The organism is Candidatus Marifrigoribacter sp. Uisw_064, assembly GCF_047730175.1.
Classification (GTDB): Bacteria; Bacteroidota; Bacteroidia; order Flavobacteriales; family Flavobacteriaceae; genus Marifrigoribacter.
The window spans coordinates 43,484-68,782 of sequence record NZ_CP159833.1; the positions used below are offsets into that span (position 1 = coordinate 43,484).

Annotated in this window: 20 protein-coding genes; 3 read left to right on the plus strand and 17 right to left on the minus strand. The window is 29.4% G+C overall.

Annotation, left to right across the window (positions count from 1 at the left end; translation table 11 throughout):
* Nucleotides 1–4: 4 nt before the first annotated feature.
* From ABXT64_RS00195 to ABXT64_RS00265, 15 genes are all read right to left on the minus strand, one after another.
* The gene (locus ABXT64_RS00195) at nt 5–1,501 is read right to left on the minus strand and encodes a lipopolysaccharide biosynthesis protein (RefSeq protein WP_443633376.1); all 1,497 of its coding nucleotides are present in this window, start codon (nt 1,499–1,501) and stop codon (nt 5–7) included.
* Entirely contained in the window at nt 1,501–2,235 is a 735-nt protein-coding gene (locus ABXT64_RS00200; protein WP_443633377.1) for a hypothetical protein, read from the minus strand. The genes ABXT64_RS00195 and ABXT64_RS00200 overlap by 1 nt, the downstream gene beginning before the upstream one ends.
* Nucleotides 2,228–2,911 carry a hypothetical protein gene (locus tag ABXT64_RS00205; RefSeq protein ID WP_443633378.1) on the minus strand — a complete coding sequence of 228 codons (684 nt, stop codon included), beginning with the start codon at nt 2,909–2,911 and terminating at the stop codon, nt 2,228–2,230. The genes ABXT64_RS00200 and ABXT64_RS00205 overlap by 8 nt, the downstream gene beginning before the upstream one ends.
* Before the next feature lie 4 nt (nt 2,912–2,915).
* A complete protein-coding gene (locus tag ABXT64_RS00210; protein ID WP_443633379.1) occupies nt 2,916–4,697 on the minus strand; it encodes a glycosyl hydrolase family 28-related protein in 1,782 nt (593 codons plus the stop codon).
* 34 nt (nt 4,698–4,731) lie between these two features.
* Nucleotides 4,732–5,433: a sulfotransferase family 2 domain-containing protein gene (locus tag ABXT64_RS00215; RefSeq protein WP_443633380.1), complete on the minus strand. Its 702-nt coding sequence runs from the start codon at nt 5,431–5,433 to the stop codon at nt 4,732–4,734.
* Entirely contained in the window at nt 5,433–6,077 is a 645-nt protein-coding gene (locus tag ABXT64_RS00220) for a sulfotransferase domain-containing protein (RefSeq protein ID WP_443633381.1), read from the minus strand. The genes ABXT64_RS00215 and ABXT64_RS00220 overlap by 1 nt, the downstream gene beginning before the upstream one ends.
* Nucleotides 6,078–6,122: 45 nt before the next feature.
* Nucleotides 6,123–7,142, minus strand: coding sequence for a glycosyltransferase family protein (locus ABXT64_RS00225; RefSeq protein WP_443633382.1), 1,020 nt, complete (start codon nt 7,140–7,142; stop codon nt 6,123–6,125).
* 31 nt (nt 7,143–7,173) lie between these two features.
* Nucleotides 7,174–8,430, minus strand: a complete 1,257-nt coding sequence (locus ABXT64_RS00230; protein ID WP_443633383.1) for a sulfate adenylyltransferase subunit 1 — start codon at nt 8,428–8,430, stop codon at nt 7,174–7,176.
* A gap of 21 nt (nt 8,431–8,451) precedes the next feature.
* Nucleotides 8,452–9,357: a sulfate adenylyltransferase subunit CysD gene (gene cysD, locus ABXT64_RS00235; RefSeq protein ID WP_443633384.1), complete on the minus strand. Its 906-nt coding sequence runs from the start codon at nt 9,355–9,357 to the stop codon at nt 8,452–8,454.
* Entirely contained in the window at nt 9,350–9,955 is a 606-nt protein-coding gene (gene cysC, locus ABXT64_RS00240) for an adenylyl-sulfate kinase (RefSeq protein WP_443633385.1), read from the minus strand. The genes cysD and cysC overlap by 8 nt, the downstream gene beginning before the upstream one ends.
* A gap of 4 nt (nt 9,956–9,959) precedes the next feature.
* Nucleotides 9,960–10,412 carry a DUF2061 domain-containing protein gene (locus tag ABXT64_RS00245; protein ID WP_443633386.1) on the minus strand — a complete coding sequence of 151 codons (453 nt, stop codon included), beginning with the start codon at nt 10,410–10,412 and terminating at the stop codon, nt 9,960–9,962.
* A 3-nt stretch (nt 10,413–10,415) separates the two neighbouring features.
* The gene (cysQ, locus tag ABXT64_RS00250) at nt 10,416–11,210 is read right to left on the minus strand and encodes a 3'(2'),5'-bisphosphate nucleotidase CysQ (protein WP_443633387.1); all 795 of its coding nucleotides are present in this window, start codon (nt 11,208–11,210) and stop codon (nt 10,416–10,418) included.
* A gap of 47 nt (nt 11,211–11,257) precedes the next feature.
* Entirely contained in the window at nt 11,258–12,352 is a 1,095-nt protein-coding gene (locus ABXT64_RS00255; RefSeq protein WP_443633388.1) for a hypothetical protein, read from the minus strand.
* Nucleotides 12,353–12,385: 33 nt separating this feature from the next.
* Nucleotides 12,386–14,827, minus strand: coding sequence for an SLBB domain-containing protein (locus tag ABXT64_RS00260; RefSeq protein WP_443633389.1), 2,442 nt, complete (start codon nt 14,825–14,827; stop codon nt 12,386–12,388).
* Between the two features lie 172 nt (nt 14,828–14,999).
* Nucleotides 15,000–18,698, minus strand: coding sequence for a metallophosphoesterase (locus ABXT64_RS00265; protein WP_443633390.1), 3,699 nt, complete (start codon nt 18,696–18,698; stop codon nt 15,000–15,002).
* A 55-nt stretch (nt 18,699–18,753) separates the two neighbouring features.
* Here ABXT64_RS00265 and ABXT64_RS00270 point away from each other — a divergent pair, with 55 nt between their 5' ends.
* Nucleotides 18,754–19,923 (plus strand): Pycsar system effector family protein, encoded by a 1,170-nt coding sequence (locus ABXT64_RS00270; RefSeq protein ID WP_443633391.1) that lies wholly within the window; start codon nt 18,754–18,756, stop codon nt 19,921–19,923.
* A gap of 13 nt (nt 19,924–19,936) precedes the next feature.
* Here ABXT64_RS00270 and ABXT64_RS00275 read toward each other — a convergent pair whose 3' ends face one another.
* Nucleotides 19,937–22,324 carry a GAF domain-containing protein gene (locus ABXT64_RS00275; RefSeq protein WP_443633392.1) on the minus strand — a complete coding sequence of 796 codons (2,388 nt, stop codon included), beginning with the start codon at nt 22,322–22,324 and terminating at the stop codon, nt 19,937–19,939.
* 142 nt (nt 22,325–22,466) lie between these two features.
* On the opposite strand from ABXT64_RS00275, the gene ABXT64_RS00280 reads away from it, so the two are divergent.
* Nucleotides 22,467–23,579 carry a redoxin domain-containing protein gene (locus tag ABXT64_RS00280; RefSeq protein ID WP_443633393.1) on the plus strand — a complete coding sequence of 371 codons (1,113 nt, stop codon included), beginning with the start codon at nt 22,467–22,469 and terminating at the stop codon, nt 23,577–23,579.
* A gap of 225 nt (nt 23,580–23,804) precedes the next feature.
* Entirely contained in the window at nt 23,805–24,272 is a 468-nt protein-coding gene (locus ABXT64_RS00285; RefSeq protein WP_443633394.1) for a hypothetical protein, read from the plus strand.
* Nucleotides 24,273–24,346: 74 nt separating this feature from the next.
* Here the strand turns inward: ABXT64_RS00285 and ABXT64_RS00290 are convergent, their stop codons facing one another.
* A complete protein-coding gene (locus ABXT64_RS00290; RefSeq protein WP_443633395.1) occupies nt 24,347–25,297 on the minus strand; it encodes a phosphoribosylaminoimidazolesuccinocarboxamide synthase in 951 nt (316 codons plus the stop codon).
* Between the last annotated feature and the right edge of the window lie 2 nt (nt 25,298–25,299).

The window sequence follows — 25,299 nt, forward strand, 5'->3', positions numbered from 1 at the left end:
AGTTTTAATTGCTTACAAATATAGCTAACTTCTTTAGTTTTTCAGAAATTGTCCTTCTTGTATTTTCTGAAATCAACTTATATTGAAAATAAATTAAAAACACAATTGGAACAAACAAACAAATCAATAACCATAGGGGTTTTCCTAAATAATTTAAGTAGAGTATTATTCCTAAGGGAAGTAAAGAAATTAAATAAAGAAAAAAGTATATTTTTTTATAGAAACTAAAAGTGAAAAATTTAAAAGCATTAAATGGCAACCAAAATGTTACAACAATTAGTTCTGAAATTAATAAACTAATTAAAACACCATCCAATTGATATTGCTTTAGAGAAAATGCAATAATAAAGAATAATGACATTCTTAATATTGAAGTAATTAGTACCACATATGTTTTATTAATACTTGTATAAAAAACTACTAAACTTTTTCCGAAATTTTGAACTAAAAATATAATTACTAAGGCACTATATAAGCCTAAATTAAATTGTAATTTTTGATTGGTCCATATATGGAAAAGGTCCTCTATAAAAAACAAAGAAATTGCAAACCCTGTGATAAGTATAGCTCCAGAGACAAACCAAAAAGACCTCAATATATCTAATATCTTTTCTTTTTTATTCATTGAATAATAGTTGATCATTTCTGGTACCATTGGGCTTAAGAAAAAGTCGGATATTTTTAATCCAAAATTCACTAATGTTCGTGTTGCTGAAAATAATGGTAAGAAGCTTGTCCCTACAATAGCTGAAACCACTAAGACTATCCCATCATTACTTAATCGATCTAAGAAATTACTTGCGGCAAAAGGAAGGGATTTTTTAAAATTATTAAACCCAAATTTAAAACTCCCATATTTCCACCAAGGAAAGAATTCGGGTTGTAAATACTTCAGTTTTATTAAAATAACAAAGGAATATACAAACTTAGCTGAGAACCATAAAATAGCAAGTTTAATAAGAGAAATTCCCGAAAAAGCTGCGACTACTAGAATAAAAAATTCGAGTATTTTTTCTACCAATGAAAATTGAAAAGCTTTATAAATCAATCCAAATGGATTAAGAGTCTTCACTATAATTCCTCTAAAAGAACCAATACACATTCTATATAAAAGCAGAATTGAAATAACAATAGCAATTTCTCTATCATCGATGTTTTTATCTAATAAATACCGGAGCAGCCCTAATTTAAATAGAATAAATACTATGGACAATTGCAAAACGCCCACTAAAATGTTGGCTCTTATTGCAGATCCAAGAAGTACTTTAGCTTTCTCTTTTTGAGTATGAACTATTCTATTAAATTCATTTCCAATATAAACACTATGCCCTAACTCTATTACTTGAATTAAATTAAAAAAAGCATACAATGCTATCCAAGCTCCATATACTTCTAGGTCCCAGTAATTTAATAAAATTGGGATTAATAATAAAGAATACAAAATAAGTACAATAATTTGTAACCCTTTATAGCCGAAAGACTTATATAGTTTTTTCGACATTACTTTATATTTTTAGTAGTTGACCATTCTAAATATAAACTTTCAGCTTCTTCAAAAAGTCTAGTTGATTTTAGCTGCTCCATTTGCTCAACAAAACTGTTTTTAACATCTTCTCTCTTTCCTGAAGGTGATAAATGTGATTTAGAGCTAGAAAATACCTTGTTTACATTTTCCTGACTATGCTCAAATAGCTCGAATTTGGTATTAAACTTATTATTAACTTCATTGATAACATTTCCATAGTCTGTCAAAACATCTGAAAATACACCTACCACAACTTTATCTTTGTATGGAAGTAATTTCTTATAAAATAACACATAGTCTTTTAATAACCATTCTATGTTATACCCTTTATTTATCTTCTCAAATCCAACGGCTTGTGCTAATAAGGCCATATAAGAGACTACACAATCAAATGGATTTCTAATTAACAATAACGTTGGTATATTGTGTTTTACACCGACTATTACCTGAGGATATGCATGCAAATGCGTTGCAATTTTATACCCTTCAGCATTGTCAAATTTAAAAGCTTTTACTGAAAAGCTATTTGCTGACCTTGGATATCCTTCAATAACAATATCTGTATTTTTGGTTATTATTTTTCTGCCGTATCCTTTTCCTTTATATCTAACCTTTTGAATAAAGATAAATAAACCAGGAAAATATTGTAGTAATTTTTTAAGATGTACTAAGACAATTTTATTTTTATAATATATAAAACTTCTAATCATTATTATAAAGATCTTTATATTCTATCTTAAATATTTTTTCTAATTGCTTTCCAAATTTATGCTGGATAGTGTCATAATTTAAAGATGGATTAATTTCTGATTTTTTGGTATTAAATTTAGGTGCATTTAACGGTGTGCCTAATGTTTCAGAAATTTCATTAAAAGCTTTATCCATTTCTTCCATTTTATAAACTTTATCCACTAAATAATTTCCCTGAGAATCCATATAAAAATTTTCGCCTTTAATTATATGTATATCTCCCGAATTTAGATAGGAATCAAAATCTACATATTTGTTTTTCATTCCACGCCACTTATAATGTGAAATACTTTTATTAATTGGATGACGATCAAAAGAAAATTTATAATAATTATTCCAAACTTTTGAGTCAATATAGTTTTTTAAGTCTGAAGCTGGTATATGATTATAAAATAATAATCGCTTTCTGTTTTTTAACCCTCGAAGCCAGTCTTTTATAGAGTATTTTGAAAAAGGAATCTCATAATTTTGAGCATTCCTATTTGAAATCTCTTTTCTAATTAATTCGTCTTCATCATTTATAGGGGTAATAATATCGTCATCTCCACAAATTGTACTTAATGCAATTTCTATAGAAGTTCCAGCAGTTTTTTTAGTTTTTATAAATATAAACTTATGTTTATGTGAAATAATCATACTTTTAATTTAAAATTATTTCTACCAAAGACTTTTTCTTCTCAAGGTACTTGCTTTTAAAATATACAAAATTATTTTTAACATCTAGGACTTTTCCTATGGCTGTATAAATTGACTTCTCTTTAAATGGTTCTTTGTTTATTGTTAGGTTTCCAAAAATAAATTCGCCTTTTTTAAAATTAAAATTATTTTTAAAATAAAAGCTTTTCTTAGAAGTATCATATTCAATAACAACAACTTTATTTTCATTAAACTCTATAGATTTCCAACTCGTTGTAGCAATTTTATTTTTCCTTAAACCAGAGTTAATATAAGTTGATTCATTTTTATTTTTTAGACTTCCACCAATGTTTATAGGGTAAGTATCAAAATAGCAATTAACAAATGTTGCTTTTTTTACATCCATTAACAAAGGCTCAACATTATTTTTTCCACCTCCAACTAAAAAAGTACATCCCGTAAATGATGCATTATCTGCTCTTAAAATACAAGGATTAAAATTTCCTTTTATAGGATCTGTCATAGATCGAAATTTAAATACGCAGCCTTCAAAATTTAGCGGCTGTTTATTTATTACCGAATATCCTATTCCATAAAGTGCTTCCGTGTAAACATTTCTAAAATGTCCATAAGCTATATTACCATTTGCTTTATACAACCACGCTACACCTCCAGAGACTTTCAAATTATTTACTTCAGGTAAAACTCCTTGTTGTTCACCAAAATCATCTGTATTAAAAACAAATTTCATAAGACTGAAGTCACAATTATCTACTACTATATTTCTTGATTGAGCTTGGCAAATTACAATTCCATTTATTAAATTATTAAAACGTGTAAACGTTATAGCTACTGAATCCCCTTGCTGAGTTTTTCCATTAGGACTAATAGCTATGCCCGTTGGAAAATTTTGAATCACAGAACCTTCAATATGAATTCTAGAACTTGAACGTTTATTAATATAAAATTCATCCATTCCATTATAGCCTCCTTTTATTGGTTTCTTTAATGAAAAAGGATCAATAACAATAGCTGATAATGGAGCAAAACGATCTTGTTTGTATAGTTTATTTGATTCTATATGCACCAAATCTTCCTTACTCATTTTTGAAGGTATATAACCATCAAAAACCATATTTTCAACATGAACACCTCTAGCTGCTTGTATTCCTAATACAAAAGGTATTTCATTGTTAGCTTTTAAAACAGAAACGCCTCCTTTTTTACCTCTTGGATTATTATAAGCAAATTGATGTCCTCTTAAGGTTAAGTTGAAAAAATCATGGTCCTTTCCTCTTTTCATTTTTCGCATCGCTAACAAAGGAGAATCTATTGTATACTCTCCAGGCGGAAAATAAACAACTGAAACACCAGGACTCATTATGGCAGTATTGATAGCTTTTTGTATAGGAATTACATCAGATATTTGATCATTTGGCTTTGCGCCAAACCATGTTACATCGATTTGGTGAACAGAACCAGCATTAAATAAAACAGTTCCTTCGCCAAAAAATATTTGTCTATTCTGAAATACGTTTAACTTTGTATCAATGGTTAGTTTAACTCCTTTGCTTATTACAAATACACCTTTAGAACCTAAATATATTCCATTAGAATCATTCAGACTTGTAGTGGTAGAAATGATTGTTTTATTTTTTATTATCGTAAGATCTAAGGCTTGCGCTGACTTTTCAGAAATAATCGTTTGTGCATTAATTGAATTCAGAAAAATCACACACAAAAGAAGGCTAAAAATTAATTTTGAAGTTTTATAAATAGAATTCATAGTGATTATTTATTGCAAATTAACGCTTTAGAAATTAATACGCATATTTTAATAAATCAATATCTTTTTCATAATAAGAAGCTACAATCTTTAAAGAAGATTCTGAATAAGCATCTTTATAATTATAAATTTTGTTGTTAAAACTAAGGTATTTCAATATTGATGGATGTTCTTTTATAATGTTCAAACTTTTTCGAGATGCAAAACCTCTTTCTATGGAATGATTACTTTTAGGCAAAATTTCATTGGCTAAGTTTAGCTTTTTTGCAATGACAGGGAAATCTTTATCTAATTGCTCCATTTTTGCAATATAATCTGTTAAAAACTTTTGATTATCATCGCAAATGAAATCGGTTTGGGGTCTAAAAAACCAATGTTGTTTTTCGAAACAATAAGGTAAGTAATGATGTATAAAATTTTCAAAAGTAATTATACTACTATATCCTCTAAATTTATAGAAAGATACCATTCTTGACCAAGGATTTCTTACAACAGCAAATTTAAAATAATCTTCAAAATTAGCTTTTGATATATAGTTATAATTTAAATAATCTGGTGCCGTTAAATGAGCTAGCCGCTCTGGTCCTTTTGAGGGATCGTGATTAAATTTCAATAAATATTTTGCTCCATCCTCATCCCTTGTTTTGCTTAAGCTATTAAGAAAGTAATTCTCAACGCTTTGACCTGCAGCTTTTGGCACATGAATAAATAAGGCTTTATATTCTTTAATCAGCATTAAAATGAATAATTAAATCGTTCTAAATCTTCTTTAAACTCTCTTTCAATAACAGCTCTTGAATAATCTGAAAAATGTTCTTTATAGTTTTTATTTGATGATTTCTTTCGCCATGCTAGCGGAGTACCATTATACAAAGACGCTACTTTGTTGTAATCATCATTTAAATTTTCGAATCGAATAAAGTTTACTTGATAACTTTTATTATTTTTTATCCAATTACTTTGAGTATCAAACATAAGATCCCAATCTCTATAAATAGGGTCTTTGTCATCAAATGCAGCCTTTACCCATTCATCAAAAGAAATAGTGTTTTCTCCTAATTTATTTTGATTCGTTTTTATTCTATAAAAATACTGTGAAGTTACTTTATCAAAAGGGTTTCTTATAGCAGTCCAAATCTTAACGTTTTCGTTAAAGTTTTCATTAAAATATTTTTCATATAACTTCTCATAAGTTTCTAAGGAACAATGTGATTCGGTTATTCCTAAACTTTTAGCAATTGAAGAGCCAGCGGTTTTATTTATGTGAATAAACAAAGGTTTATCTCCTGCCCTTACTTCTTTTAAGTAATTCTTTATTAACCGTTTTTCATTTATTCTTAGGTAGATGTTTTTATAAATCCACCATTTACTATAAAACATATGTAATCAAATTAGGGGTATTGAAAATATATTTAAATTAAATTTTTAATTGTGTATTATTGATGCTTTCACTAAAATATTTTGCAATATACTCTTATAATCACATCCACTTGAAATTACTTTTTTATTACCATTTAAAGTGATTTCTTTTAGCTCTTGTTTATTCTTTATAAAGTATTCAATTTTTTCTATTAAATCATTAGTATCATTATAAAAAATAGCCTCATTAGTTTTATAAAAAGAACTAGTTTCATTATTTACTTCAGTTATTAAAGCGGTATTACATGCCGGAATCTCAAAGGTTCTTGTGGTATGAAATTCAGGGAAATTTTTAGAAAGCAATCCTAAGCTCATTATTGATTTTGAAATAAATTTAGAGTATTCAGATGAAAACAAACCGTTACCTACAAAAGTGAAATAAGGATTATTTTTATTCTTAGTAACAAAGTTTAACCATCCATTACCTGCTAATTTAACATGGATATTTTGATCAATTATCTTTTGAACAATTTCGCCTCTTGAAGGTTCATATAAACCAATAAATGATATGTAATCCTCTTTCTCTTCAAAAGAATAATACGCTTTATGAACTTTTAAATCATATCCCTGTTTAACTAAAATGATTTTATTCGCATCAGCAACTTTTTCATACATCGATAATTCTGCAGATTTAGTTGTAACAAGGTAGTTGTAGGTATCCATATTACTAATAAATTTTGATGTTTTATTAGCATAAAAAGCCATATCTGGAGTATAATGAATAAGTGTTTTAGCCTTACTTCTAATATTTAACAATGTATTTTTACTAATAAAGACACCTTTATCTACCCAAATTAAATCATAATCTTTGGTGAGATGTTTATTTATGTATGAATTAATATTCCATAATAAAGGCCCTATTTTATAACGTGCACCTAATGATCTAAATAATCGATGAGATTTATAAAAAGGCACATGAATATCAATTACATTAAATGTTGAACCTGGTACAATAGATGCAATTTGATCGGCTCTCATTTTAGAGGTTGTTCCTTCAGAATATTGGCCTATGTAAATAATTTTCATTCTAATATATTAGAATTAATAACTTTAAAAATTACAAAATCATTCCTGAAGCTACTGTTTCATGAGTTGCATCATCAATTAAAACAAAACTTCCTGTAATACGGTTATCTCTATATTCATCAATCATTAATGGACGAGTAGTTCTAATAGTAACTCTAGAAATATCATTCATATTTAATTGCTTGTCCTCTTTAATTCTGTTATAAGAATTCACATCAATTTTATAAAGGACTTCTTTAATCATCGCTTTTTGTTCATTTGTAGTATGCATGATCGTATATTTAGCACGGTCACGAGCTGGAGAATTATTTAACCAGCAAAGCATAGCATCGAACTCTTGCTTAGATTCAGGTTTATTATGAGTTTTTACAATCATATCACCTCTACTAATATCAATATCATCTTCAAGAGTTATTGATATAGACATAGGAGCAAAAGCTTCTTTTAATTCTCCATCAAAAGTGTCAATTGTTTTAATTTTTGAAGTAAAACCTGAAGGCAATATAGTCACTTCATCATTTGGCCTAAAAATACCACTAGAAACTCTACCAGCGTATCCTCTATAATCAATAAAACCTTTTCTTTGAGGTCGCAATACTGTTTGCACAGCAAAACGTGCGTCAGTTTTATTAATATCACTACTAATATGCATGGTCTCTAACGTATGTAATAATGGAGCTCCTTGAAACCAATCCATGTTTTTTGAAGGATTTACAACATTGTCTCCATTTAATGCACTTATTGGCAAAAATCGTACATCTTTCACTAATAATTTTGAAGAGAATTCTTCAAATTGATTAATGATATCATTGTATACGTCTTCAGAATAATCCACTAAATCCATTTTGTTTATACAAACGATTAGGTGTGGTATTTGTAATAAAGAAGCTATAAATGAATGACGTTTAGTTTGTTCAATTACACCATGCCTAGCATCTATTAAAACAAGCGCTACATTAGCTGTTGAAGCTCCTGTAACCATATTCCTTGTATATTGTATATGTCCTGGTGTATCGGCAATAATAAATTTACGTTTTGGAGTAGTAAAATATCTATATGCTACATCAATAGTAATTCCTTGTTCTCTTTCATCTCTAAGCCCATCTGTAAACAAAGCTAAATCGACTCCATCATGCCCTTTCTTTTTACTTGTTTCTTCAATGGCTTGAAGTTGGTCTTCAAAAATTGATTTTGAATCATATAATAACCTTCCGATTAATGTGCTTTTTCCATCATCAACACTACCCGCTGTAGTAAAACGTAATAATTGATTATTATCTATTTGCATTGTTTTTTTTTAAATAAATTATTAAAAGTACCCTTGACGTTTTCTATCTTCCATTGCACTTTCTGAACGTTTATCGTCAGAACGATCTCCTCTTTCTGTTTTACGCATTGTTGATACTTCATCAGCAATTTTCTCTAATGTATCTGCCTCAGATTCAATTCCACCAGTAATTGTAATATCTCCTAAAGTTCTAAATCGAATTTTCTTTGTTTCAACTTTTTCTCCCTCTTCTAATTTTAAATAATCAGAAACAGGAATCCAAGAATTACTTCTCCAAACAACCTCTCTTTCATGAGCATAGTAAAGAGATGGAATCGATATGTTTTCCCTTTTAATATAATTCCAAACATCCATTTCGGTCCAGTTACTTATTGGGAATGCTCTAAAATGCTCTCCTTCAAAGTGTTTTCCGTTTAATATATTCCATAATTCAGGTCGTTGATTTTTTGGATCCCATTGACCAAAATCATCTCTATGTGAGAAAAAACGTTCTTTAGCTCTAGCTTTTTCCTCATCACGTCTACCTCCGCCAATAGCACAATCAACTTTATTTGTTTCTATTGCATCTAGTAACGTTGTTATTTGTAATGCATTACGTGTTGCATTTTTACCTTTCTCTTCAGCGACCCTTCCTTGGTCAATCGATTCTTGAACCGAGCCAACGATTAGTTGTGCTCCAAATTCTTCTATTAAGTCATCTCTAAACTGTATTGTTTCAGGAAAATTATGACCTGTATCCACGTGCATTAATGGAAAAGGTATTCTAGAAGGATAGAATGCTTTTTTTGCTAAATGTGCAACTAAGATAGAATCTTTTCCTCCCGAAAATAAAATTACTGGGTTTTGAAATTGAGCCCATACTTCTCTAAGAATGTATATTGCTTCCGATTCTAATTCATCTAAATAGTTTAAATAATATTTACTCATTAGTATTATAATCTAATTTGGATTCTATTTTATTTAATATAATTTCAACAGCCTCTTCGACAGAGGTTTGAGTTGTATCAATTCGAACATCAGGATTTTCGGGAGCTTCATAGGGTGCATTTACACCAGTAAAATCTTTTATCAATCCTTTTCTGGCTTTTGCATATAATCCTTTAACATCTCTCCGTTCACATTCCTCTAAAGAAGTGTCTACGAAAATTTCGACAAAGTTACTATCTTTAACAGTACTTTCAATCATTTCTCTATCCTTTTTATAAGGAGAAACAAAAGCAGCTAATACAACCAAGCCTGAATCAACTAATAAATTAGCAACTTCAGCTATTCGTCTTATATTTTCTGTTCTATCTTCAGGTGAAAATGAAAGGTCATTATTAATTCCCTTTCTAACATTATCTCCATCAAGTGTATAGGTATGCACTCCTTTAATATGTAATGCTTGTTCTACAGCATTAGCAATCGTAGACTTTCCAGACCCTGAAAGCCCAGTAAACCACATTAAAAAAGGTTTGTGATTTTTTATTTTGATGCGATCTTCCTTTAAAACATTAAAAGAATGGGGGATAATATTTTCTTGCATTTTATTACTTTTTTAGGGTAAAAAATTTTCTAATTTTTCCTACAGGTAATTTTAACCAAAGTCTTTCGTGAATATAATATAAAATAAACTTCGAGAAGAGTTCAGTTAAAGCCACATACAAAGCAACTTCATCAAAAGATTCTAAAATATAACCAGAAATAACAAAGGTCATACTTGTAGCAATTAATCTCCAAGAAATAGATTTATATAATATTATTCTTGAAGTAACTTTTTTTCCTCTTAAAATTAATTGCCATAAACGTTCATGGAAATAATAAACAGCCAATTTTATAAAGAACTCAAAAAATCCAATTTTTATAGAACTTTCAATACTGCAATTTCCTGTTAAGCATGTAACTAATAATACAACAAGAATAGTATCTGCAGTAGCGATGAGACGCCATGAAATACCTTTAATCAAACTCCTTAAATGAGATTCTTGTTTATATTGAGTCATTTGTTAAGTTCTATTTGAAACTAAGAACCAGGGGTTTAATAAATTCTCTTTATTATATAATAAAGGTGTATTTGCAGGTAGGGCATTCACAGAAACACCAGCAGCCATACAAATTGCCTGTCCAGCAGCAGTATCCCATTCCATTGTTGGTGCATATCTTGGGTAAATATCTGCTTCTCCTTCTGCTACTAAACAAAATTTTAAAGAGCTCCCTTTTGATACAATTTCTACTTTTTCATTTTTTTCTATTTCTGAAATAAATGCTTTTGTTTCATCATTTAAATGTGATCTACTACCAACAATTCTTGCCAAGGATTTGTTCGGTTTTGCTTTTATTACAAAAGCTTTATCGTAGACATCTTCAATTGATTCATTATGAGAGTTTAGAACAGCTTTGTATGCTTTTTCACAGTTATTCTTTGTAAAATAAAGTGTTTTAGAAACAGGAACATAAATTACTCCCATGATTGGAGTTCCATCTTCTACTAATGCTATATTAACTGTAAATTCACCATTACGTTTAATGAATTCTTTTGTTCCGTCTACAGGATCAACAATCCAACATCGTTTCCAATGTTTTCTAGTAGTATACTCTATTTGTTTGTTTTCTTCACTAATGATTGGTATTCCAAGGGGTTCAATAATAGAAACAATTTCATCGTTAGCATTTTTATCAGCTCTTGTTAAAGGAGAATTATCATTCTTTATTTCTACATCAAAATCATTTGACATATAAACTTCCATTATTACTTCACCTGCCCTTAAAGAGGCCTTAATTGCATTATTAAGTAAATCCAATTATCTAAATTTTAAGATTAGTTATTAATAAAAATAAGATTAATTCCTTAGTTCTTTATCCAAGCAGTTTTAATTTTTTTATAGAATTCGATTCCTAGTCCATAAAAAACAGCAAAGAAAAAGCCCATAATAAGGTAAGTAAGTACAATCTTAATTCGGTTAGGTTTTGATGGATCTAAAGGAACAGCAGCAGGATTAATTGTAGTAAAAATTGGAGTATCCTTTCTTACTTGAATTTCTTGAGCCGCTTTTTGACGTTCTAGCTCTGAAAATAATGTATAAGATAGTTCATATTCTGCTTGAATCTTTTGAAACTCAATTTGTGACATTTGAGTTATATTAAACTGGTTCCTGTCCTTAAATCTAGCAAACTTATATTGATTTTCTTCATATACTAATTTTAAAGTATCAAACTGTTCTACAATAAAATTCATTTGATCTATTGCTTTTGCAGTACGATAAGAAATAATTTCTTTTTGTAGCAGAACTTGAGCTCTTTGTGCTAGTTGAGCTGCTGGAATTGCTTCTGGCATTGTCGCAGAGATAGAAATAACTCCATCTGTTTCATCAATGGCAAAAAATAAATTATTTTTTAATACTCTACTTAATTTCTGTTGATCTATACTCAGAAATTCTAAAGAGTCAATTAGTAATATATTTCTTCTATCAACTTTTTTTTCACCAAATAAATTAATAATAGTGCTTGGTAAATTTATAGTGTATTTTTTAGTATTTGTAACTAAGTCTGTTTCTGCTACACCTATATAATAATCTTCAAAAGTAATAGCTGAATCTGCTCCTTTAAAATTAAGTTTTGTTTCCATTAAATTTTTCTGAAACGGAATACTATTTATAATTTTCGGGTAAATATTTGGCGCAATCTCATTATTCTCAGTACCTGTATTAAGGTTTACCCCCACCAGAGCAGCAATACCACTCCATTTACCACTTACTTTAGCTATTGATGAAGTATTTGATAAAAACTTCACTCCAGAAGTGTATTCTTTAGGGCTAAATATAGCTATAAACAAGCCTATAACAAAAAACACCAAAATTATCTTTAATAATTTACGACGTTTGCTCCAAAGGCCCTTTAGAATAGATATAATACTTATATAATCTTCTTCAATTGTTGTTTCCACGGTGTTCTAATATGTTTTTATACTACGTATAATTTATCTTAATAATCTATCCACTAACAACCCAAACGTTGTCAAACTTGTTGTAATTCCAATAATCTCTTGAGCAGTAATTGTTCTCGGGTCTGGTTTTGCAGGTACTAAAATAATAGCTCCTGGTTTTAATTTCGGGTAACTTCTAAAGAACAAAAAGTTTTTAGAAGATGCGATATCGCCATTAGAATATATTACGTAAGTTTTTGACTTTTTTGCTTTTGAAGAAAATCCACCAGATTTGTTGATATAATCTTTTAATGTATTCACCTTATCAAATCTAATTAAAGAAGGTGCTAATATTTGTCCTTGTACTTTTACAGTTTCTTTTACTGAAGGTATTTCTAGGCGATCACCATCCTGTAGTACTAGATTATATTTAGATTCTTTCCCTCCTTCTTCTAATATTTTTTCTAAATCAATACCTACTTTAAAACTTCTTTTGTTGTTTAAGTTAGCACCATCAGTACCTGTTTCATTAAGGTTGTCAAATACATTATTAATTGCTGCATCTTTGAAATATGGATTTTCTCTAATTAATGAAGCTCCTTCTAAAAATGCATATGGAGACAAGCCACCTGCTCTATCTACAAGGTCTGAAATACGTTCGTTTTTCATTTCAATAGTGTAATTTCCAGGGAAATTAATTTCACCATTTACAGCAACTCTTTTTTGTTCAGAATATCCTTTTAAATACCTAACCGAAACTCTGTCATTAGGTTCTAATTTAAAGACTTCATTACCATCAATAGTTAACTTTCCATCACTTGCTAATTTATAAGTTTTACTCAATGTTTCAAACTCACTATCTTTTATTTTTCTAAATACATCAATAACACCAAAATCTGCAGCATCTTTAAATCCACCCGCCATAATTACCAAATCTTCAATTGTTATATTTTCAATGTAAGGAAATGAACTAGGGTTATTTACAGCACCATCTATTGATAATGTATATTCTTCTTTTAAATCGTATTTATTATATATTGTTACTACATCGTTTGCTTTTAAAATAACATTTTCAGTGCCCTGTAATACATTTGTAACTGAAAATGATTCAGAAGTTTTTGTTACTCCGTCTACAGTACTAAAAATTAAACCTCTATCTAAAAATGCTTCCTCTCTAACGCCTGCAGATTTATTTATTAAATCTAATAACATTATACCTTCAGAATATTCATATGAACCTGGGCGGTAAACTGCACCTATTATCTGAATGCGATTTTCAAATTTATTAATGATTTTATTAACTCTTAATAGATCACCATCATTAAGAGTTTCATTTTCAGCATTTGCTATTAAAATTTCTTTTATTAACATACGATCACCATTAATACGTTCTAATATTAATCTTTCTCTATATGCATCAGATTTAAATCCGCTAACAAATCTTAGCAAATCTTTTAATTTTTCATTTGGCTTTAATTCGAAAGAACCAGGTTTTTTTACAGCTCCTCCAATTGTAATTCTTGAAAGGTAGGGTGAAACTATAATGACATCTTGATCTTGAAGAGTTCTGTTTCCTTCTTGAGAACCTTCCATTAAATATTTATAAACATCGAAATAGGTAACATCATGTCCGTTACGCACTAATTTAACACTTCTAAAGGTTCCTTCTTCTGTAGGGCCCCCAGCTGCATACAACGCATTCAACACTGTTGACAATGAACTTAATGAATAAGTTCCAGGAACCTTTACTTCACCTATAATATTTACAGAAACTGTGCGTACACTAGCCATAGATACGTCCAAATTAATTTTATAAGGACTTCTATTTGGTGCTGATATTCCAGAATAGATTGTTTTTAATTTACCTTCAATTTTATTATTAGCTTCTTCCATTGTAAGCCCACTAAGATAAATAGGTCCTAATCCTTCAAGTCGAATTGCTCCTACTCTATCTACTTCTTTATTATAGGTGTTTTCTGCTGCTCCCCATAAATTTATCACTAATTTATCTCCTGGTCCTAACTCATAATTACTTGGAGTTGCTAAATTTAAATTAGGTGCAAATGAAATATTTGGATTATTAAAAAAGTCTACACCAAAAATTCTACTTTTGGTAATATCAATTTTAATTTCTCCCTCTGACATGCTTTCTCCACCTGTTAAACCATCTTGTGTTGGGTCAATAACAATTTCTAATGAATTATTTTCTGTATTAGATTCTTCTCCGCCTGAAACTGATGCATCAGTAGGTGAAGATCCTAAAGTGTTTATTCTAGTAATCAATACATTTACTTGTGAAGAAGGAACTCCTCTAGCTATTGCCAATGTTTTAAATTGATCTATAGTAAAACCTTGTTCCTGAGCTTGTTTCCACATTTCAGCTACTTCTGTATCAGTAAGTTCTTCGATATTCATTCCTCCAGGGGTCTGTGCGTGAACAGAAACTGAAAATACAATAATTAAAGTTATGAAAACTAGTACGTTTTTAAATGACATGCGATAATATTAAATGCTAGTTAGATTAAATTAGATTTTGAAACTTTCATATTATATAAAATCTCTAAAAATCGAACGCAAATATACATTTTAGTTTCATAATAAATAGGAATGGTTTTTCATATCTCATAAAAAAATTAATGATAACATATTATAATGGTTTTATTATTCTTTATAGACCAACTCCAAAGCCAAAAGATATACGCATTCCTTCTTCGCTATTAAACACTCCAAACTTACCTGAAATTGTATCAACAGCATTTATCCAGAACCCTCCACCAAAATCATTATGCCAAGTATTAGAATCTTCTCCTTCTACCCAAACTCTACCAAAATCAACACCGCCATAAATTCCAAATTGTAAAGGCAATAATCCTGTTTTAAACTTTCTAAAACTATACCTTAAATCCGAGCCTACAACTAATGCACTTTTACCGCTAAATCTTTGGTTTCTGAAACCTCTTAATCCAGAACCTGCTCCCAGACTTGCTGCTTGGAAAAATTCAAAATCATCGCCTAATAAAAATTGTCCTTGAACCATTGTTTTTAAAACTAATCTTTTGTTTTTGGTTAAGGAATTGAAAAATTCAACTTTTGGCTGAATAAATCCATGTGCTTTTTCAAATTCATCAAGGTTGTTTCTTAAACTAGAACTTAAACTAAAATTCATTCCTCTTCTAGGGTTTGATGGCTCATCGTAACTTGAATAACTATAGGTTATATTCACATTAGAATAAGTAAGATAGTTCTCAAACAAAGTAGGAGAAAACGTAAAGTAATCTGAAATAAATCGATCAGGTGTATTCTCTATTTCTGTTCGTTCAAATGCAGCTGAAATATTAAGCTCGCTTCCTAACCTACCCATCTTTCTAACTCCAATTTTACCTTTTAATAATCCTGTTTTTACTCTGTTGAAATCAAGATTTAAATCATCTTCAAAATTTTCAGTTTCATTTCCAAATCCAAAAAAGTTTTGCGTATAGTTTTCACTTGTAAAATTTACACCCGCAACTAAATCCCATATTCCGAAGGTTTGTGAAATAATTCCTTCATAATGAACCTCAAAACCTTCTGTAGCAAAATAATAAGAAGCGCCTAATGTATGCTTATAATCATATACTCCTCCTTTAAAACCTTGATATAAAAATACATCTTGTAAACCAACTTTTAAACCATCATCTGGATTTGCTCCTAATGAAGGAGTAATAGTGTTTACATAGGTAGTACGTTTATTATAATCATACACATTTTTAGCATATACATCTGAAAGCCTCACACTAGCAGAACCTTTTTCAACAATTGTATTAGGCCTACTCTTATGATCATAAATTTTTACTTTTTTACCATTATTTATAATATATGAATCGTTATTCTGTCCTCCTACAACTCTAACTAATACTGGGCTACTGCCTTTACCAGAAACTGTAAATTTATCATCGTCATCTAATCCATAAATCCAAATTTCACTTGTTTCACCTGAATTAATTACGCGTTCTTTAAAAGGGGTAGTTTCTTGATTATTTTTCATTCTAGAAACTGAAACTGTAGTTGTATTATCAGTTCTTACAATTGAGAAGTGATCATCTTTATCTGTTCCTGTTAAGATCACTAATTTCGATAAGTATTCATAATACTTTGAAGCAATCTCTACTAAATAAGTTCTTCTTTCTTTTAATTTTGCTTTAATATCATTTGAAGTATCATCCTGTACTTCTTTAGGTAATTTTGAAAATGCATTATCAATCACCTCATCGGTTAAATTTTCTTGAATAAATTTAGCTTGTGCAATCCAGCTTTCTTTATTTGCTTTTTGAATAAATGTTCTATCAAGTTTAATACCTGCAAGATTAATCCATTTAATATCTTTTAATTCTGAATCGAATTCTTGAAATTGATCCGTTGTAGGCATAATAGCTTTCAAGAAATCAAATAATGCACCATCATAATTTGAAAAAGCTTGATCTCTATCTCTTGGGATTGGTTTATAAACCACCTCATGTTTTGATATATTAAAGCGTGACCAACGCCATTGGTCTTGATGTCGATCCCAGTCACCAATAAGCATATCGAACAATCTTGCTTTTATAAATGAATCCTCATCTACGCTAAATTTTTCATCCTTCCTTAAATTCCCTAACACATCTGAAGAACTTTCAATAGCATCTGGTTTTCCAAAAGATTCTACATCTAAGAAGCTATCATCTGGTCGTTCTTCTAAAATATATAATTCATCTCCAAACTCTTCATTAAATTTACCAAGCGCATTATGTTTCGGCATATAAAATAATTCTGGATTGGTATGGTATATATCAAGAGCATCAGACAATGTTCCTATCGTAAATGTTGCATAAGGATGACTTGCCGTATAAAAATCTAAAATAGTTTTCTCAGTAAAAGTTTCTCTAAAATCATCTTCTATATAGGTATCTTTAAACGCAACAGTTTGTAGAAACTGAACTGCACTTTTATTTACAGCTCTTAATGCATAAGTTCGCTTGTCATTACTTGTTAAACGAAGAGAGCGTGTTTGATGTCCTCCACCTTTTCTTTCAATTGAAAAACCTCCTTTATATTGATCGAGAGTTACCACAGGTACTTTAATGTCTGTACCATACACATACCTATAATGATTTCCCCAAAACCATTTGTATCCATTAGATTTTTCGGTATCCGTTTTAGGATATGCAGTAGTATTTATATCAGTTCGAAGTTCTTTATTAAAATTATATTTTTTATCTGCTAAATCAGAAGCGTATATTTCTTTCGTAAATAATAAAGTTGGCTTTTGGTTTTCAGCACCATAAAAACGAACTTCCGAAGAACCATCCGTATACACATCTAACACAGCAAATCCTTGATTTCCTGATGAAAACAAGCATTCTCCGCCGATTCTTACTCCAGAACTTTTAGAACCTGATCCAGAAACTATTTGTTTAACACCTTCACTTTCTAAATACTGAAGGTTATGATCATGGCCTGAAGTAAAAATAACCTTATCACTACCCTTCGCTAGTGTTTTTAAACGTTTCATTAGTTTAATATACAATTTGCTATTATTGTCTTGAGGTGAAACACCGCCTTGAGATCTAACCTGTGCTATTAAACTACCAATAACGGGTAATGGAATTTTTCTTTTAAGAGGAAATAAATGTTTATTGGCGGTATATTTTCCACCATGAGATCCATTTGTCATTGTAGGATGATGCATCGCTACAATAATAGTTTTCTCATTATTTTTTTTGAAAATTCCTTCAATTTCTAAGAAGAAATCATTTCTAGATTTAATATCACATTCATCATTAATGGTTGGGTTTTTATCCCAATCTGCTAAATACCATTGAGAGTCTATTGCTAAAATTAATACGTTTTCACTCACATTAATTTTCTTAATAGGACATCCTTTTTCTGGCTGAAAAGCATTGGAATCATCTAAGGCTTTTTCTATATATTTTTCTTGTCTTTTTAATCCAGAGATTCCATTACTATACCAATCATGGTTCCCAGGAATAAATAGTACTTTCCCTTTAAAATCTTTTACAGCTTCAATTTGGACATCAATGCGGTGTTCTGCCAATTCTCTTTTTTCATTGTCTTTTTTGGGAAGTCCTTTTTCATAAATATTATCTCCTAAATAAACTACATAGTCTTTTTTAGAGGTATTCGTATTTATCATTTCAGTAAATGCTTTTAAGGCATCTGTACTTTCGCCTAAACTAGCATTTCCTGCATCTCCAATTAGGTACACTGTTCTTTCAATTTCCTTATCACTAGATGTAGTTGTATTAGATCCATTTTTATACTGTAAATCATGAGTTGCACAGTTGCACAAAAATAAAATTGAAAACAAAGTAATTAAGCAGCTTTTTTTCATAATATAAAGAGGTTACAAATCATTTTTTAGTAAATTGGTATTCTAATAAAATTATATGTCTCCAATAATTAGTAAATCATTAGAGTTTGTTAAAAATCTATTATCTCAAAAGTTAGATGAAAAGTGTACCTATCATAATTTAGATCATACCGTACGAGTTTTTAAAAGTACAAAAGAAATAACTGATAACTCAAACCTTAATGAAGAAGAAGGGAAAATAGTACAATTAGCTGCCTTATTTCATGATGTTGGTTTTACTATTAACCCCAGTAACCATGAGTATGAAAGTACTATTATTGCTTCAAAATTTTTAAAAGAACATGGGGAACATGACTCTTTAATTGAAAAAGTAAAAGCCTGTATTTTAATTACGAAAATGGGTGAAGAACCTAAAAATAAATTAGAGAACATCATTAAAGATGCAGATGTTTCACACTTTGGGAAAGATAATTTTGAAGAAGTTAGCGAACAACTAAGAAATGAATTAAAACTCTTAAATTCGCAAAAATATTCAAAATCTGAATGGAATACGCTCAATTTAAAAGTGCTAAACGAACATAAATTTTATTCTGCATATTCACAAGAAAACTGGAACTCAACTAAAGAAGAAAATATTAAAAAGATAATGGAAGATCAAATTAAGAATATTGGTAAAGAGGAAAAAAGGAAATTAAAAGAATTAATGAAAAATGAAGATCCTGAAAAAGCAGTACAAAGTGTTTTTAGAATTACCCTTAAAAATCATATTAAGCTGAGTGATATTGCCGACACTAAAGCTAATATTTTACTATCAGTAAATGCTATTATTATTTCAATTGCTCTTTCAAGTTTAATACCTAAGCTGGACAATCCTTCTAATAGTCATTTAATCATTCCTACATTAATATTTTTATTATTTACCGTAATAACGATCATTCTTTCTGTACTAGCTACCCGTCCAAATGTTACTGGTGGAAAATTCACAAAAAAAGATGTTTCTGATAAAAAAGTAAATCTTTTATTCTTCGGAAATTTTTATAAAATGACCTTAGAAGAATACGATTGGGCTATGAATGAAATGCTACAAGACAAAATGTATATTTATTCCTCTATGACCAAAGATTTGTATTTTTTAGGTATTGTGTTACAAAAAAAATATGCTTTGTTAAGAGTTACCTATAATATATTTATGACTGGAATAATTGTTTCTGTCGTTTCTTTTGCTGTTGCATTTTATAATTCTTAAAAATGATTTTAATTTATGAAAGTGAAGAATCTTCAATTTCATTCATTAAATCCTCATAGGTGTAATACTCTTTTGAAGAAGTATCATCTTTTTTAGAATAAAGTACACTTACTCGAATTGCTTTTAAGCCAGTAACACCTTGTAAGTCTTCTATATCAAGAACTTCAACATCGATATCTAATTGTTTTTTTGATTGTAAAAAGCCTACATATTTTAGGTACTCAAATTCATCATCTTTATGAGAGTATATAATTGAAATTTTTCCAGGTTGTGTAATACGTTCTGTAGTTCCTTTTATACACGACTTATCTATACGCTTTTTAACAACCTCATAACTTGCATTATAAGCTCCGTCCACATCAAACCTCTTTTCGTCCATTCTAAAACGCAATGAAAGTGGATTGTTAAAAGCTAAAATCATTGAAGCAACATCTAATGAAACGGGTAATTCATTCTTTAATTGATAAAATTCATTTTCCATTTCACACATAACTTGCAATTGCCATAACCTCAAGTTATACAAGTAAATTTCATTAAAACTTTCATCTTTGGTAATTGATTCTCCTATGTATAAATTATGCTCTACACCATCTGTTTTAAAACGCTCATAATAGTGTGGGTACATTTGTTGTGCTTCTACTTGCTTTGTATCTAATAAACCAGCCATGTTTTTATTAATCATGGTTACCGTATCGTCATATAGCTTACGGAATTTATAAGTAAACCCAGATTTAGAATCTGTTAAGCTGCAAAAGTTGCCTATGGTTTCTTTTAAATTTTCTGATTTTTTACTTAAATGTTTGAATAAAGGTAAAATTTCTTTCTCAATAAATATAACTACTTGACGTTCACTATCAACTAATAATGTTTGATCTATCTGATTTAAAAAATCATTAATACGATATTCAATGTGATCATAAATAGGAAGAGATTCAATTTTTTGAATTCTTATTAAAATGTCTTTAATGAAATTTAATTGAAGAGTCAAATCTTTTTTAACTGCATTGTTTCTAGCGACAGAAGATCCTTTTATATCCATTTGTCCAAATAAAGGATAAACGTCTTCAAAAACTACCTCTTGAAAAGTAGGGGTATTACTATGTATTAATTCTTTCAAGTAGCGTTTAGCTTCCAATTTAAATTTCCAATGTACGCTGTTGTGTATGGAAGTACATTCCTCTTGGATTATTAATTCAACTTCATTGTCTGCTTCTCTTTTTCTTCTAACAACACTATCAACTAAAAAAGGCATAATATCCTTAAGCTTATTCGCATTAATAGTATTTAAATCATTGATGTTGGGGGAAACTATTTCAAATAGCCCTAATACTTTATCATCATTAACCATCGCACATATAATTGCGCTTTGTATGCCTTTGTTATTAAGTTGTTTGTATAAAGGATTGTCAGGGTATAACCTATGGTATTTACCTACATTAGAGACACAATAAAATTCATGCTTTTTAAATAGGGCTGCATAAGATCGATTGCACAAAGCATTAGAAAAATGCATTGATTCTTCATCATTTATAATATAGCTCTCCATATTTTTTAAAGGAATTCTTTCTAAGGATTCCTCATCTTCAATATAATTTGAAAAGCCGATTTTTAAATCTTTTAAATTGAATAGGCTTCTAAATGTTTCTTCTAATTCATTATTAAAATTTACATCCTTCCTGTCATTATGAGTAATCAGACTCGTTTTAAAATCTGAAATAGAAGTATCTAATGTAACATCGAACATATTTAAAATAACAAACCCTTTAAAGTTCCAACTTTCAGGAGGAAATTTTTCTTTCCATTTTGAAATATCATCAAAACTTTCTAATAAAACATCAACATCTTCTTTGGTTATATCAATCGAATTTTTTGTTTTTTCAATTTCAATAAAATCAGCATTATATAAAACTCGATAACTTCTTAAAATACCATTCGCATCTGGTATTTTATAATAAAAGGGCCTTCTAAAGTCAATATTATAACCATAATGAGTTCCTAGAATAATACTACAACCCATAATATAATATTCATCATCGCTGAAATTCATTAATTCTAAATCAAAATCTTCCCCTGCAGTTTTAATAATATTCTTATATCGTTGGGTCGATTTAAAAAAGGAATCTTGGAAGGGAAAGGAAGCCGCTTTAATTTCATTATTACCTAGTATAGAAGAAAATAAATCTTCCATAATAAAATCTATTTGAGGTAATAATTTTTCCATTTCCTTAAGATCTGGAATACCAGATTCAAGAATTGGATATTCTTTTGCTACCGTTAAAACTTGCTTCGCTCTAGTAACCAACAAAGCATTATCACTCTCTAGGTGAATGCGGTACAAATCAAAAAGTTTTTTATAACTAAGACTAATTGATAACGGAAAATCTTCTTTTTCTACATTCATATAATAAACTCTTAATAGACTTTAAAAATACGCAATAATAATTAATGATTGAATCAAAGATTGTTTTTAACAAAAATTAACGAACATGATTCATAATTAATGAAAAATACATCTATTTTTGCTGAAAACTAAATCACTATTTATGAGACGCTTTTTCAACTTGATCATTACACTTTTTATTATTTCATGTAATACAAACTCTGATACCTATAAAATCTTTGGAAACGCTCCGGGATTCGATGATGGAACAGAAATATTAGTGTACCAAGTAAGTGATAATAATCAACCTCAAGTGATTGATACCTTAAAAATTAATAATCAAAAATTTGAAGGAGTATATCCAAAATCAGATCAATTATCTATTAATTACCTTACTGTTTCTACCGCTAGTGGTAATATTTTATATTTTCCTGAAAATTCAGATTTAAATGCAACTATATATAAGGATAGTATTTACGCCTCTTATTTTACTGGTAGTTCACAAAATGATACGTATAAAGATTTTTCTAAAAAAATGTTAGAATTTAACAATGACAAGCAGAAGAATATTGAAAAATTCAGAAAAGCAAAACTAGAGCAAGATGGTATTTTAGTAAAAGAATTACAAGATGATAATAAAGCCATCGCTGAAGAAGAAACGGATTATAAAATACAATTTGTGAGTGAAAATACTAATTCATTATTTTCAATTATGTTGTTATCAGAAATGGTCAACAGAAAAGAAATTAACACGGTTGAAACCAATAAAATTATTAAAAATTTAAGCCCGAAGATTGCTGCTTCTTCTACTACTAAAACTCTTATTACATTAATTAAAAGTATGAAAAAAGCGGATGTAGGATCTGTTGCTCCCGATTTTTCAGCTCAAACACCCACAGGAGAAATCTTGTCATTAAAAGAAGCAATGGGCGAATATACCATTATCGATTTTTGGGCATCATGGTGTAAACCTTGCCGTAAAGAAAATCCAAACGTAGTAAAGGTGTATAACAAGTACCACGATAAAGGACTTAATATAATTAGTGTTTCTTTAGATAAAGAATCACAAAAATCTCGTTGGTTACAAGCCATTGAAAAAGATCAGTTAACATGGAGCCATGTCTCTAACTTAAAAGGATGGAAAGACCCTATTGCAATTCAATATAACGTACGTGGAATCCCTGCAACGTTCTTATTAGATAAAGATGGAAACATTATTGCAAAAGACCTTAGAGGACCCGCTTTAGGAAAAAAAATTGCGTCTCTTTTAGATTAATAATAAAATTACATTCTTTAAAAGCTCTTCAATTGAAGGGCTTTTTTTGTATTAAATTTTAATTTAAATGTTCTGATTTCCTTTTTTGAAACTTTGATATAACCTCAAATTTTTAATAATTATCTTTACAAGATAACAGTCATCAAAAGGTACGGTTATCCCGAAATATAAACCGATAATCATTACCATTAGTAACGATATAACCAGCTGGTAATAATTTAAAAAATGACACTTTTACCAATACAATTTAGAACTAAATTAAAAAAAGAGGAATTTGGAGAACTTAGCTCTTCCGAATCATTAGATATTATTCAAAATTATTTGAATGAAAAAAGTTTTAATTATATAAAGCGTAAAAAGAACAAAATCATTTTCCATAAATTAAATGGCTTTTCTTTATTAAATACAAAATCGTTTTTAGTAAGTGGAGTAATTAAAACAAAAGTTAAGAATAAGGAATTAATTATTATAAATGGCAATTGGATGGTTTTACTATATTCTTTGCCATTTCTTTTTTTTATTTTAATTGCTGAATCAAAATTTTCTACACTTGAGAAAAGTAATCTTGAAATAATTTGGGCAGCTTTTATTATACTTTTTGGAGGAAATCTTATTATCCGAATAATTGCACACCTTGATTTTAGTATAACAATAAAAAGAATTATAAAAAAAACTATACCCAACAACGTATAACGTAAATGGCTAGCTAGTTGGTTAAGAGAATGTGATTTCCTACAATTATTGTAAATTACTATCTGACAATAACGTTAAATACTTATATAAGCCGCTACATTTTCTTCTATCCGCTGTTGAATATTAGAAACATCAGCTTTTATAAAAGTTTCTCCAGTAATATTTTCATAGAGTTCTATATAGCGTTCTGAAACTGTTTTAATATAGGCATCGCTCATTTCAGGAACCGTTTGCCCTTCTAATCCTTGAAAGTTATTTTGGATTAACCACTGACGAACAAACTCTTTTGAAAGTTGTTTTTGAGGTTCTTGATTTGCTTGACGTTCTTTATAACCTTCCGCATAGAAATAACGAGAAGAGTCTGGTGTATGTATTTCATCTATCAATACAATCTTACCCTCTTTTGTTTTTCCGAATTCATACTTTGTATCCACCAAAATCAAACCGCGTTTAGCAGCAATCTCAGTTCCTCTTTGAAATAATTTTCGGGTATAATCTTCTAATACTAAGTAATCTACTTCAGAAACAATTCCACGTTTTAAAATGTCTTCTCTAGAAATATCTTCATCATGATCACCCATTTCAGCTTTCGTTGCTGGGGTGATGATAGGTTCAGGGAATTGATCATTTTCAATCATTCCTTCTGGCATAGCAACCCCACAGAGCATTCTTCTTCCAGCCTTATATTCTCTTGCAGCATGACCACTCATATAACCCCGAATCACCATTTCAACTTTAAAAGGATCACAGGCATGACCAATTGCCACATTTGGATCGGGAGTTGCGATGAGCCAATTAGGCACCAAATCTTCAGTATCACGCATCATTTGCGTGGCAATCTGATTTAATATTTGTCCTTTAAAGGGTATTCCTTTAGACATCACTACATCGAAGGCGCTCAAACGATCAGAGGCAATCATTAATAAAATATCGTTTTCTAAGGTATAGACTTCACGAACTTTTCCGTGATATACCTTTTTTTGACCTGGAAAAGTAAACTGGTTGTTTGTAATGGTATTACTCATTA